This window comes from Neobacillus sp. KR4-4 (genome assembly GCF_042136325.1).
GTDB lineage: Bacteria > Bacillota > Bacilli > Bacillales > Cytobacillaceae > Neobacillus.
In genome coordinates this window covers 109,242-121,784 of record NZ_JBHHJU010000002.1, presented here as the reverse complement: position 1 = coordinate 121,784, position 12,543 = coordinate 109,242, and the positions used below count along the sequence as shown (strand labels likewise).

Below are 12,543 nucleotides of genomic sequence, written 5' to 3'. Positions count from 1 at the left end.
GTGATGAAAAAACGGAGAATGGAATGGGTTTTTATCATTTTTATGGTTGGGCTAGCCTATATAGTGTTTTTTACCGACGTTCCGTTCCTGTCGAAAGTGATTTCCATCGCGCTCTACGGAGGAATGATCTTGATTACTGTATTTTCATTAATGCTTGAAAATCGGACCGCACAAAACACGCTTTTATGGATTTATATTTTAGTGTTCCTGCCCATCCTTGGCTATATCATTTATGTCTATTCAGGACAATTATTATTAAAAGGCTATCTTTTTAAAAGTAAGCGAATCAAGGATCGTGAAGTGTTTGAAAGAATGAGTCAAAAACACAAGAAGATCGATTTTTCCCAGTTAAATTATCACCAGCACCATTTTACACACTATTTGGATCGGGCGACTTCCACACCTACGAATTCCCATACTCAAACCAAAATTTTAAAAAATGGTGAGGAAACGTTCCGTGAAATCAAAAACGCACTAATCGAAGCTAAGGACTTTATCCACCTCGAATATTACATCTTCCGAGATGACCGGCTAGGGAATGAGATCATCGACATCTTAACGGATAAAGCACAAGAAGGGGTAGAAGTGCGTTTGATGTACGATGCGGTGGGAAGTATCACACTTTCAAGCGGAGCAATAAATAGAATGAAGGATGCAGGAATCAAGGTCCAGCCTTTTTTGCCGTTGAAAAGCGGTCTGATTAATCAAAAGTTTAACTTTCGGAATCATCGTAAAATCATTGTCATTGACGGGAAAGTCGGATTTGTCGGTGGACTGAACGTTGGAGTCGAATATCTAGGGGAAGACGAGAATATTGGATTCTGGTGTGATACCCATGTCCTTCTTGAAGGGGAAGCAGTCCAAACCTTGCATGCCGTGTTTTTAGTAGATTGGCGGTATGTGAGCGGGGAGATGCTGGTGACGGATGAACGCTATATGAAACCAAACCCTGCCCCCAGCGATGGTCTCGTCCATGTCGTCGCGACCGGCCCAGAAACAAAACGGATGAGTGACCATTATTATGCGATGATCTCCTGCGCCACAAAATCCATTTGGATAGCGTCGCCGTACTTCGTCCCCAATCCAGCCATTCGAACCGCATTGCGGATTGCCGCACATAAAGGGATTCAAATACGAATCATGGTGCCTGACACCAATGATGGTTTTCTCACCCAATATGCAACGCGTTCTTATTTGCCGGAATTGTTGCGTGCCGGCGTCGAGGTTTATGCGTACCAAAAGGGATTCCTTCATAAGAAGGTGATGATTGTGGATGGCGATCTTGCCACGATTGGCACAGCCAATATGGATATGCGCAGCTTTCGTCTCAACTTTGAGGTGAATTTATTTTTAATCGGGGCGAAATCCATCCAAGACCTAGTGGCGCATTATGAAGAAGACTTGAAGGAGTGTCTGAGAATCCGCCCAGTGGAATTTTACAAAAGAGGACTGACTGAAAGGGTAAAGGAATCCTTTGCCCGCCTATTTTCCGGTGTTTTATAAAATAGCCAAGATAAAGGGGGAAAAACCATGAAACGAAACCAGACGATGATGCAATTCTTTGAGTGGCATATTGAAGCCGATGGTACCCATTGGAAACGCCTGAAAAAGATCGCTCCTGAGCTAAAGAGGATAGGAATCGATTCGGTGTGGATTCCACCCGTAACGAAAGGTCAATCGGCAGAAGATACGGGCTATGGGGTATACGATCTTTATGATTTGGGTGAATTCGATCAAAAAGGGACAGTTCGGACGAAATATGGAACGAAGCAAGAATTACTAGCCGCGATTGCCGCATTGTCTGCGCATGGGATTCATGTCTATGCAGATGTGGTCATGAATCATAAAGGCGGGGCGGATAAGACCGAGAGATTTCAAGTCGTTGAAGTGAGCAAGGAGGACCGAACCGAAGAGATTTCTGAGCCGTTTGAAATAGAGGGGTATACCAAATTCACCTTCCCGAATCGGAAGGAAAAGTATTCAGCGTTCAAATGGGGAGTTGAACATTTTAATGGTATCGACTATGATGCAAAATCGAAGAAAACCGGAATTTTTCGGATGGTCGGCGAGGATAAAAAGTGGAATGACCATGTCGATAAGGAATTTGGTAATTACGACTATTTAATGTATGCCAATATTGATTACCATCAACCAGATGTACAGGCAGAAATGATCCAGTGGGGAATCTGGCTTGCCGATACTTTACAATGCAGCGGTTACCGCTTAGACGCAATTAAACATATTGATTCTCGTTTTATTAAAAAATTTATCGATGCTGTTCGGAAGCAGCAAGGAGAAGACTTTTATTTTCTAGGCGAATTTTGGGTCGCGGAGCTTTCTGCCTGCCAAACGTTTTTGAAAAATGTTGAGCACAAGCTCCAGTTATTTGACGTTCCCCTTCATTATAAATTTCATGAAGCAGCAATGGCCGGGGCTGATTTTGATTTGACGACCATTTTCGATGATACGTTGGTTCAAACGAATCCGGAACATGCAGTCACTTTTGTGGATAATCATGACACCCAGCCAAACGAGGCTCTGGAATCCTGGGTGGAGGATTGGTTTAAGCAGTCTGCATATGCGCTGATTCTGCTCCGCAAAGATGGCCATCCATGTATTTTTTACGGAGATTATTTTGGCATTGGGGGAGAAGAGCCTATTGAAGGAAAGAGGGTGGCGATCGATCCGCTGCTATATGCTCGTTTTCATAAAGCTTATGGCGAACAAGAAGATTATTTCGACGACGCCAATTTGATTGGCTGGGTCCGTCGCGGCCAGGCGGAACTGGAGCGTTCAGGCTGCGCGGTCCTCATTTCAAATCAGGATGATGGTGAAAAGAGAATGTTCGTCGGTGAAGACCGGGCAGGGGAAGTGTGGGTGGATCTCACCGGATCACGCGACGAGCCTATTCAAATAGAAGAAGATGGATTTGCGACGTTCCTTGTTAACGGCGGCAGCGTGTCAGTGTGGGCACAACCGGAAGAGTAGCTATTTTAAAATAAAGTCGGACCGGAGGCACCTTGTTTTTTTGAGGTGTTTTTCTTTTGGGAAAAACATAAAAAGAGACTGCGTGGCGGCAGTCTCCCTGAGTGAACCAATTATTTAAGCTTCCCGTCTCATGCCTTTCATAAGGAAGCCGACGATTAATGTGAGTAGAATCGCGCCCAAGATGGCTGGAATCAGATAAAATCCTCCGACTTCCGGACCCCAATCTCCTAATATCAAGGATCCGAGAAAAGCTCCAATAAATCCAGCGATGATATTTCCAATGACACCTCCTGGAATATCACGTCCGATGACGAGACCTCCTAACCACCCGATAATTCCTCCGATAATTAAAGACCAAATAAATCCCATGAAAACTCATCCCTTTCTAATAAGTAATGTGGAACTTAATCATGTAATACCCGCTCCTGCAATGGCCAAACATTTTTTGATAAAAAAATCATTTTTTCAGCATAAAGGTTTCAATTTTTAAAAAAGGGTTATACACCCAGTTAACATCAAGCAGCATTTCAACTTACTAACGAAATTTATTTAGGAGGTAGTTAGAATGAGACAGGTCAAACTAGTGGAAAATGGTCTTCAAGCCAAACAGGAAATTGAACAATTATTAAATCAAGGGTTCAGTAAAGATGAAGTTTACTTGTTGGCTCACAGCAAAGAACGTTCCGAGGATTTGTCGGAGGCGCTGGAAACCAATGAGATCGGGGTAAGCGAACAAGGATTCTTGGATTCCATCGCAAATGTGTTTCGTTCCCGCGGGGACGAGCTTCGTTCAAAAATGGAATCATTAGGATTATCCGATACAGAAGCGCAGCAATTTGAAAAGGAATTAGACAAAGGTCGAGTCGTGGTTGTAGCAGCCAAATAAAATTCAAGCTTCAGGCGGGGGACAAAAGGATCTCCTTTTGTTTCTCTTACATACAACAAATGGAAAGGAGTTAAGGTGATGAAAATTTCAAAAGTGAACTTGGCTGATTTTTTTGGAGGGAACGTTCGAGCACGCCGCAAAGTGCGAAAGGAACAATGTCCTGATACCAACTTTGAAAATCCAATCGTGCACAAGCAAATACACGGCGACAAGGTATATGTCCCATTAAATATCGGCAGGGTTTGGAATCAGGTTAATTAGTTAAATATGTGGGTCGTGTCAGCCTAAAATTCGCCTTCTAATAGTGCAGTGGAAGGCGAATTTTTTATTAAAAAGTATTTTTTGAAAAATGGATAGAAAAGGAAACTATTAAGGTGAAGTTTGTGATAGAATAAACATTGTGTGAAAAAAGGAGGGTGTAGGGTGATAAATGATTTTGGTCAAATGGCATTGTTAAGTATTGTGTCACATTTAATTTTTATAGCGATTTCCTGGTGGGCCCTGCAAGCGATTCGGTTGGATCAATTGCTGAAAGCGGGTCATGTTTTTCAGGCGCGGTTACTTTACATATTATTAGCCATCATCATTGGTTCATCTGTTAGTAACTTTTTCCTTGATTATCTCCAATGGTCTAGACAACTGCCTTTGATCATGCAAAATAGTTAATTGGAAAAATTTTAGTTCTTCGTACATGTTCCTATTTGTCTAGAAATTGAGTACAATCGTCTTTGTGTGGAAAAAATAACATCAATAAAGCATGGAACTTTGTCTAAAAGTGACGACATTTCCCAAGTATGCTACTCCTCTACCTGGTAACAATGGTAGTAAGGGGGAGTAGAGATGAAGAGAAAGAGTCAAATCCTTTTGAGCGTAGTTATCATACTTAGTGTAATTTTGGTTGTTATGGGGAACCAAACAAGTGAAGCAAATAGCGGCGGAACTAGTTCCTTTTTTGAAAAAGAAATGGACTTAATTAAAATCGGCTCGATGTTACAAGCCGAAAATATTTTGCTCGATGAATGGACTTTTTATGCAAGAGAGCATTTGGATGGCATGGAAAGTTTGCAGGAAGTAAAGGACTACGCTAAAGAGCTTCAAGCTAAGTTTCCTGATTGGGAATGGTCTGTTAAAAATACCAGCCAAAAATGGGAATTAACAGCAGTATCTCCAACATCTAAACACCACAACGAAATGCTTCAAATTATGGCAACCCACACAAAACAACCTGTTAATGCGTATATAGTATATAGTATCTCTGGTAAGGAGTGGAATTCGGCGACAAAGGCCTTTTTCACTACTAGTCAATTTAAAACTAGGCTAACTGACATATTTCGAGGAAATCCAACAGTTTTCTCTTGTATGAAAGGTACAGTCGGTGATAAGATTGATAAGTCTTTACCTAAGACAATGAATCAAATGATGTCAAGATTTAAAGCAAAAGAAATCGAAGCGTTAAAAGAGGAGACTTTCATGTCTGTTTCGGCGAATTCGCCGATGTTTACAGGCTCCATAGAGAATCAACGAGAGAACATGAATTTACAAATTGGCATACGCTCCGAAGGATTGGGCGCTAAAACTACCATCGTAGTTGGCACACCAATCATTACGATTGAATATTAATATAGAGAAAATGGACGCGGAGGGGAATACTCTTGGAAAAGATCATCGTCCGCGGCGGAAAAAGGCTTGATGGAACGGTTAAAGTTGAAGGCGCAAAAAATGCCGTTCTGCCTGTACTCGCTGCAACATTATTAGCAAGTGACGGAAAAAGTGTATTACGTGATGTACCTACACTCTCCGATGTATACACAATTAATGAAGTTTTACGCAACCTAAATGCTGAAGTGTCGTTTGAAAACAATACAGTCGAAGTAGATGCATCCAAAGCGTTAAAAGATGAGGCGCCATTCGAATACGTTCGAAAAATGCGCGCGTCTGTGCTTGTCATGGGATCATTACTCGCTCGTAATGGCCGTGCTCGTGTGGCCTTACCGGGTGGCTGTGCCATTGGATCCCGTCCTATCGATCAGCATCTCAAGGGCTTTGAAGCCATGGGAGCAACGGTTAAGGTAGGAAACGGTTTTATTGAAGCGGAAGTAAACGGCCGCTTACAAGGTGCAAAGATTTATTTAGACTTCCCAAGTGTTGGGGCCACTGAGAATATCATGATGGCTGCCACTCTTGCGGAAGGTACGACAATTATTGAGAATGTGGCAAAAGAACCGGAAATCGTTGACCTTGCCAATTTCTTGAACAAAATGGGCGCTAAAGTTCGCGGCGCCGGCACTGGAACTCTTCGTATTGAAGGGGTAGACGTGTTATTTGGTGCAGACCACAATATTATTCCTGACCGAATCGAAGCTGGTACCTTTATGGTAGCTGCAGCGATTACGGGTGGTAATGTATTGGTAAAAGGCGCTGTTCCTGAACATTTATCATCTTTGATTGCAAAAATGGTAGAAATGGGTATCACGATTCGTGAGGAAGAAGATGGCGTCCGTGTCATTGGAACCGATCGTATGAAGGCTGTTGACATCAAGACGATGCCGCACCCTGGTTTCCCTACAGATATGCAATCACAAATGATGGCATTGCTGCTTCGTGCCAATGGTACTTCGATGATAACTGAAACGGTCTTCGAAAACCGTTTTATGCATGTCGAGGAATTCCGCCGTATGAACGCAGACATCAAGATTGAAGGCCGTTCTGTTATTTTAAATGGTTCTTCAAACTTACAAGGTGCAGAAGTATCAGCAACAGATCTTCGTGCCGCCGCTGCATTAATTTTAACTGGTTTAGTTTCTGAAGGCATGACTCGCGTGACTGAGTTGAAACACTTAGACCGCGGCTATGTAGACTTCCACGGCAAACTAGCAAGACTAGGCGCTGACATCGAACGAATCAACGAAGCTGACGAAACGTTCACAGAAGTTCAGAACCTTGTATCGGATATGAATGCGTAAATGATTTCAGATCTGATTGATTTTCCAATCAGGAAAGTCTGAAATCCACGTAACAACGTGCAATCGCAAAACAACGGGCCCTGATGTAGAATTGGGCCTTTTTTTGCGTTTAGTGGCTTTTTTTTGTGGTGACTGGTGTGTAGTTTTGATGGTGTCAGGCACTAGTAAAAGACATTTGTCTATGGATTGGTGGTGTCAGGCACCAGAAAAAGACATTTATCCATGATTTGTCCACGGATGGTGTCACGGATGGTGTCAGGCACCACAAAAAGACATTTAACCATGATTTGTCCACGGGCGGTGCCTGACACCACGTTTACTACCCTGTTCAGTTTTCTGCAAAAATCCGTAATAAATGCTTGTCCGCCTCCATATGTATTAATTGAGACGCATCCCGCCTTTGTATGTTTTGGTGTGGCTGTGAATTTGCAAACTGGAGGCACTATCATGATAAAAATCAAACCATTCGTCGTAGCAGCAGCAGTCCTTATTGCCTTGACACTGATTATTCCCGCAGTCCTTGTTTTACCGTTTTCTGATGAACATCAAGCGAGCGGAAAGTTAGGGGAGGATTTAACAAAGACCCCCGCAAAAGAAGCAAAAGTGGTGCCGGCTTCTTCTGACCCTGATGTGGATGTCGCCGTCTTCCGGACTGCAAGATCAACCATTGAAAGTGTCCAATTAGAAGATTACCTCGTTGGCGTGGTGGCAGCTGAAATGCCCGTTGATTTCAAAGAGGAAGCACTCAAGGCCCAGGCATTAACAGCGAGAACGTATATCGTTAACCGATTAATTAATAAAGATACACTGGGCGTTCCCAAAGGTGCTCAGGTGACGGACACCGTTATCCACCAAGTTTATATGAATGATGCAGAGCAGAGGCGGGATTGGGGCGCAAATTATGAATGGAAAAAGAAGAAGATCGTAGATGCTGTTCGGGCTACTGCGGGTCAAATATTGACCTATGACGGCAAGCCAATCGATGCTTTGTTCTTCTCCACAGGGAATGGCTATACGGAAAATTCGGAAGATGTCTGGGAAGGAAAATTTCCTTATTTAAGAAGTGTATCCAGTCCGTGGGATAAAAAGTCCCCGAAATATAACAGTCAAAAAGTGATGTCTGTTCATGAGTTTGAAAGACGGCTTGGTGTGAACCTTGGCTCCGGATCAACAATTGGCAAGATAGTGGACCGAACGGCTGGTAAGCGTGTGGGTAAGGTCGATTTCAACGGGAAAGTCCTATCAGGGATACAAATTCGTGAAAAACTGGAACTGCGCTCGTCTGATTTCTCGTGGAAGCGCAAGGGCGACAATATTGTGATTACGACGAAGGGATTTGGCCATGGCGTCGGAATGAGCCAATATGGGGCGAATGGGATGGCTAAAGAAGGAAAGAACTATCAGGAGATCGTGAAGCATTACTACAAGGGCGTGAAGATTACAGCGGCGGATCATATGCTTGATACGGTTACGGCGAAGAAATAGTAGTTATGAATGGACCAGGCTGAGATGCCTGGTTTTTTTGTATTTTGGGAGGATACAATAATGATCTCCTCCCAGTTGTGCCTTGTCCAGCATGTAACTGTTTAGCGGCATGAAATATGTACGGAACATGGGTGTGCCCGAATTGCGAGTGCAAATCAAAAACAGCCCATATCCAAGCTATCACGATATTTTCTTGTAATCAAGCCCTCGATTACAAACTCAGAATTGAGACGTTATCAGGGGATTGAATCCCCTAAAAGTGCCAATCAAATTCTTAAATCTATGAACTTAACCTTTACGGGAAGAATTTATTTTCCTAAAACTATACACGGCCTAGTACCTTCCCAAGTCCCTTAAATTTCCCCTTAAACAATGCCCCTCGGATAAAGTAAAAACAAACCAAGATCCCGGTGAAGTCTTTGACTAAGTCGAACCAGGACGCCGAGCGGTAGGCGTAGAAGGACTGATGGATTTCGTCGCTGATTCCATAGAGGCCAGCGATAACAGCGCAGGTTATGTTTAAGGCAGGCGTGAACGCCCCTCGGCGGGTTAACATCGCTAGCACGAGCAATACATACAAAATGGCAAACTCTATTAAATGTAACGATTCCTTAATGGTGTGGTCGATTTTGGAATCAGGCAGTTTCACAAAATGGTCCGCAGGCAAGCTCGACATAATAAAAATGGCCGCCATATAGGCAAACGGGAGCACCCGCAATACCCATTTAAAAATTTTCATATAAATTCCTCCCAATATGCTCGAAAAAATTTTTTCCAACTTCATGCATAAAAATTAAATCATTGTTGAAAAATAAGTTCAAAAAAATTTTTTTCACTAGTGTATATAATTCTACTTATCTGTTCAGAATGATTGCTGAGGTGATGAAAATGAGAGAGGAAGAAAACAAACGATCTTCTCAAAGTTCCAGCGTAAAACGCTTTTTCAAAAAGCGTTGGGTATTTCCAGCCATCTATATTGCAAGTGCAGCAATCATTTTGACCGCGGTACTATGGTATCAAACAAGCAACAACGCAACAGACAAGTACGATTACAAATCCACGGATATTGCTGGTAAAAAGGGTCAAGAACCAGCTGTTGAAGTAAGCAAAACATTTGAAGACTTCAAAATGCCAGTGGAAAATGCGGATGCAGCTGTTGTAAAAACGAAATTCTATGATTTCAATGGAAAAACAGAAGACCAGGAAGCGGCTTTGGTATTCTACAACAATACTTACCAACCAAATACTGGTATCGATGTGACCGTGAAAGACGGCGAATCGTTTGATGTTGTTGCATCACTAAGCGGTACTGTTACACGTGTTGAAGAAGATGCAGTCCTTGGGAACGTCATTGAAGTGGAACACGACAAAGGTATTGTAACACAATATCAATCCGTTAAAGACATAAAGATCAAGGTTGGCGACGAGGTAAAACAGGGACAAGTGATTGCCAAGGCTGGACAAAGCTTGTTCAATGAAAAAGCTGGAACACATGTACATTTTGAAATTCGTAAAGATGGTATTGCTGTAAACCCTAGTGACTATTTTAACAAATCGTTAAGCACTTTACAGGAAGCAAAACTATCGAATGAAAATGCAAGCGAATCAGTAGAAACTCCACAAATGAAAGAAAAAGAGCAAATGATTGAGGATCCAGACAATTCCCTTGATCAAGAAAAATCTTCCGACGAAGATAAAAATGCGGATGACAATTCTACTAACTCAACAGAAAAAACAAACTCATAATTATAACGTTACAAAGGGGAAGGGGAATTCTTTCCTCTTTTTTTTGCACTCATTTCACATTAATTCGCACAAGCTCGAACTAATTCACACTTTATTCTACTCATAATAAATGGGCACAACACCATTTTCTGTATATTCAAGGTATAATAATAAATATTGGTTATTGGTGCCTGACACCAAAAGTAATTAATAGTGGTGTCCGCCACTGGTGTACAAAATGGAGAAAGTGTCTTTGGGTGGTGCCTGACACCGTAAACCAAACTTTTTAAGGGAGGGATTTTGTTGAGGAAGTTAGTAGGGGCCATGCTGGTGGTGCTGCTGATGATGGCGGTTCTGGCTGGCTGTAGTAAGGAGCCGACGCCGCAGGATCGTTTGGCGAAGTACATAGCGTTATGGAATGGGCAGAAGTTTGATCAGATGTATGATTATCTTTCTACTAATGCGAAGAAGAAAATCACCAAAGAGGAATTTACAAGCCGCTATCAAAAAATCTACAAAGATCTTCAGATAACAGACCTCAAGATTGACTTTAAAAAACCAAAAGAAGATAAACAGGGGGAAAAGGAACAAGCCCAATATTCATTTAAGGCAAGCATGAATAGCGTGGCGGGTCCGATTCAATTCACCCACAAAGCTAACTTAAAGAAAGAAGAGCGAGCCGACAAGAAGAATTGGTATATAGACTGGAATACAGGGTACATTTTTCCGAAATTGCAAGAAGGAGATAAAATTGGCATTAATACGACTGCCCCAAAAAGAGGAGAGATCTTCGATCGCAATGAGATTGGGCTGGCTGTGAACGGCCAAGTGTACGAGGTCGGTGTGGTGGCAGGGAAGGTGACGGACCAGATGCTAGAGCCACTGTCCTCGCTATTAAAAATGAGCCCTGATCAGATTAAGAAGGCAATAAGTGCAAGTTGGGTAAAGCCGGAGCTGTTCGTGCCGTTGAAGCGGGTGTCGATGGAGGATGAGGCCCGGATTGCCCAGTTGATTGCCCTCGAGCCGGTGCAAACGCGAAAGGTGGAAGCACGTATCTATCCGTATGGCAAAGCCGCGGCACAGCTTATTGGATATGTTGGGGCGATCACGGCAGATGAGTTGGAGAAACTCAAATATAAGGGATACACAAGCAGTGATATGATTGGCAAAAGAGGACTTGAACAAGTGTATGACGAGCAGTTAAGGGGCAAGCCTGGGGTAACAATTACCATTAACAAGAAGAATGGCGGCAAGGAGGTGCTCGCTGAAAAGCCAGTGGAGGATGGAAAAGCAGTGAAGCTGACGATTGATGTGGATGTTCAGACAGCAATCTATGACCAACTTGGCAAGGAAGCGGGCACGGGAGCCGCTATGAACCCGGTGACGGGGGAAACGCTGGCGCTTGTCAGCACGCCTTCATTTGACCCGAATCAAGCGATGCTCGGCTTCTCGGCGGCTGAATGGAAGGCACTGCAGGAAAGCAAGAAAAAGCCCCTCTCAACGCGGTTTAAACAAACCTTTGCACCGGGATCTGTCATGAAGGCAATCACGGCAGGGATAGCATTGGAAAACGGAGCGATCACGCCGGAGCAGGCGGTACCGATAGTAGGGAAGAAGTGGCAAAAGGATAAGTCGTGGGGCGGTTATTTTGTAACGCGAGTCCACGCCGGTTCAGCTCCGGTTAATCTGGAAAAGGCATTCGTATTTAGTGATAATATTTATTTTGCCCAAGCGGCGTTAAAAACGGGGAAAGCCGCGTTCGCGGATGGGCTGAAGAAATTTGGCTTTGAAGAAGAGCTGGCGTTTCCTTTCCCGCTCGAGAAATCCACGATTGGCGCGCTGGACCGAGATATATCGCTTGCCGATACGGGGTATGGTCAAGGGCAGATTCAAATGAGCATCGTGCATTTGCTGTCAGCATACACACCATTTATCAATAATGGCAATATGATTAAGCCAATCCTCTTAACGGATGAACAGCAAGGACAGGTGTGGAAGGAGTCCGTGGTCTCCGCGGAACATGCCGGAGTGATTGCGGCGGATTTACGGAAGGTGGTTAGCGATGCCGCCGGAACCGCACATGCTGCCGATATGAAGGAGAACCCGCTGGCGGGCAAGACGGGAACAGCGGAGATTAAACAAAAGCAAGGTGAAACCGGCACGGAAAATGGCTGGTTCATTGGATATAACACAAATTCACCGAGTCTAATGGTTGCCATGATGGTCGAGAATGTCCAGAAGCGGGGCGGGTCGCAGATCCCGGTTAAGAAAGTGAAAAAGGTTTTTGAGTTGGTACGGTAGATGAGTACTGTGTGGTGTCAGGCACCGGGGTTGGTGTCAGGCACCACAATAAAGGCACCACAATAAATAGTTGGGAGTTAACACCAAGGGGCTTGGTGTGTTTTTTTGTTTTGTGGTCTTTTTTTGTTGATTTTACTATAAAGAAAGTAGAAAAAGGATATTGTAATTTCGGATACTGCCCATGATAATGATTAG

The 12,543-nt window shown here is 43.4% G+C and carries 13 protein-coding genes; 10 read left to right on the top strand and 3 right to left on the bottom strand.

Annotation, left to right across the window (positions count from 1 at the left end):
- The first annotated feature begins 3 nt into the window (after positions 1-3).
- Positions 4-1,503 carry a cardiolipin synthase gene (gene cls, locus ACE198_RS02290; RefSeq protein WP_375374586.1) on the top strand — a complete coding sequence of 500 codons (1,500 nt, stop codon included), beginning with the start codon at positions 4-6 and terminating at the stop codon, positions 1,501-1,503.
- 27 nt (positions 1,504-1,530) lie between these two features.
- Positions 1,531-2,988: an alpha-amylase gene (locus ACE198_RS02285; protein WP_375374585.1), complete on the top strand. Its 1,458-nt coding sequence runs from the start codon at positions 1,531-1,533 to the stop codon at positions 2,986-2,988.
- A 114-nt stretch (positions 2,989-3,102) separates the two neighbouring features.
- Here the strand turns inward: ACE198_RS02285 and ACE198_RS02280 are convergent, their stop codons facing one another.
- Entirely contained in the window at positions 3,103-3,357 is a 255-nt protein-coding gene (locus ACE198_RS02280) for a GlsB/YeaQ/YmgE family stress response membrane protein (RefSeq protein ID WP_098571494.1), read from the bottom strand.
- Positions 3,358-3,553: 196 nt separating this feature from the next.
- Between ACE198_RS02280 and ACE198_RS02275 the strand changes: the two genes are divergently transcribed.
- The 5 genes from ACE198_RS02275 (at position 3,554) to murA (ending at position 6,837) form a co-directional block, all read left to right on the top strand.
- Complete coding sequence (locus tag ACE198_RS02275) at positions 3,554-3,874, top strand: YflT domain-containing protein (protein WP_375374584.1); 321 nt, start codon at positions 3,554-3,556, stop codon at positions 3,872-3,874.
- Between the two features lie 78 nt (positions 3,875-3,952).
- Entirely contained in the window at positions 3,953-4,135 is a 183-nt protein-coding gene (locus ACE198_RS02270) for a hypothetical protein (RefSeq protein ID WP_098571492.1), read from the top strand.
- Positions 4,136-4,297: 162 nt separating this feature from the next.
- Entirely contained in the window at positions 4,298-4,540 is a 243-nt protein-coding gene (locus ACE198_RS02265; protein ID WP_026568263.1) for a DUF1146 family protein, read from the top strand.
- A gap of 174 nt (positions 4,541-4,714) precedes the next feature.
- On the top strand, positions 4,715-5,494 hold the full coding sequence (locus ACE198_RS02260) for a YwmB family TATA-box binding protein (RefSeq protein ID WP_251459489.1): 780 nt from the start codon (positions 4,715-4,717) through the stop codon (positions 5,492-5,494).
- Positions 5,495-5,526: 32 nt separating this feature from the next.
- Entirely contained in the window at positions 5,527-6,837 is a 1,311-nt protein-coding gene (gene murA / locus ACE198_RS02255; protein WP_251459488.1) for a UDP-N-acetylglucosamine 1-carboxyvinyltransferase, read from the top strand.
- Positions 6,838-7,016: 179 nt separating this feature from the next.
- Here murA and ACE198_RS02250 read toward each other — a convergent pair whose 3' ends face one another.
- The gene (locus ACE198_RS02250) at positions 7,017-7,286 is read right to left on the bottom strand and encodes a hypothetical protein (protein WP_375374583.1); all 270 of its coding nucleotides are present in this window, start codon (positions 7,284-7,286) and stop codon (positions 7,017-7,019) included.
- On the opposite strand from ACE198_RS02250, the gene spoIID reads away from it, so the two are divergent.
- A complete protein-coding gene (spoIID, locus tag ACE198_RS02245; protein WP_251459487.1) occupies positions 7,285-8,322 on the top strand; it encodes a stage II sporulation protein D in 1,038 nt (345 codons plus the stop codon). The genes ACE198_RS02250 and spoIID overlap by 2 nt on opposite strands.
- Positions 8,323-8,644: 322 nt before the next feature.
- Here the strand turns inward: spoIID and ACE198_RS02240 are convergent, their stop codons facing one another.
- The gene (locus tag ACE198_RS02240) at positions 8,645-9,061 is read right to left on the bottom strand and encodes a VanZ family protein (protein ID WP_098571488.1); all 417 of its coding nucleotides are present in this window, start codon (positions 9,059-9,061) and stop codon (positions 8,645-8,647) included.
- A 149-nt stretch (positions 9,062-9,210) separates the two neighbouring features.
- Here ACE198_RS02240 and spoIIQ point away from each other — a divergent pair, with 149 nt between their 5' ends.
- Together spoIIQ and ACE198_RS02230 are read left to right on the top strand one after the other, a co-directional pair.
- Positions 9,211-10,068, top strand: coding sequence for a stage II sporulation protein SpoIIQ (gene spoIIQ / locus ACE198_RS02235; protein WP_375374582.1), 858 nt, complete (start codon positions 9,211-9,213; stop codon positions 10,066-10,068).
- 282 nt (positions 10,069-10,350) lie between these two features.
- The gene (locus ACE198_RS02230; RefSeq protein WP_375374581.1) at positions 10,351-12,348 is read left to right on the top strand and encodes a penicillin-binding transpeptidase domain-containing protein; all 1,998 of its coding nucleotides are present in this window, start codon (positions 10,351-10,353) and stop codon (positions 12,346-12,348) included.
- Positions 12,349-12,543 lie beyond the last annotated feature (195 nt).

Excerpts from the sequence above, each read along its gene's own strand:
- cls (WP_375374586.1), top strand. The coding sequence starts at position 4 with ATGAAAAAACGGAGAATGGAATGGGTTTTTATCATTTTTATGGTTGGG.
- ACE198_RS02285 (WP_375374585.1), top strand. The coding sequence starts at position 1,531 with ATGAAACGAAACCAGACGATGATGCAATTCTTTGAGTGGCATATTGAA.
- ACE198_RS02280 (WP_098571494.1), bottom strand. The coding sequence starts at position 3,357 with ATGGGATTTATTTGGTCTTTAATTATCGGAGGAATTATCGGGTGGTTA.
- ACE198_RS02275 (WP_375374584.1), top strand. The coding sequence starts at position 3,554 with ATGAGACAGGTCAAACTAGTGGAAAATGGTCTTCAAGCCAAACAGGAA.
- ACE198_RS02270 (WP_098571492.1), top strand. The coding sequence starts at position 3,953 with ATGAAAATTTCAAAAGTGAACTTGGCTGATTTTTTTGGAGGGAACGTT.
- ACE198_RS02260 (WP_251459489.1), top strand. The coding sequence starts at position 4,715 with ATGAAGAGAAAGAGTCAAATCCTTTTGAGCGTAGTTATCATACTTAGT.
- spoIID (WP_251459487.1), top strand. The coding sequence starts at position 7,285 with ATGATAAAAATCAAACCATTCGTCGTAGCAGCAGCAGTCCTTATTGCC.
- ACE198_RS02250 (WP_375374583.1), bottom strand. The coding sequence starts at position 7,286 with ATGATAGTGCCTCCAGTTTGCAAATTCACAGCCACACCAAAACATACA.
- ACE198_RS02240 (WP_098571488.1), bottom strand. The coding sequence starts at position 9,061 with ATGAAAATTTTTAAATGGGTATTGCGGGTGCTCCCGTTTGCCTATATG.
- spoIIQ (WP_375374582.1), top strand. The coding sequence starts at position 9,211 with ATGAGAGAGGAAGAAAACAAACGATCTTCTCAAAGTTCCAGCGTAAAA.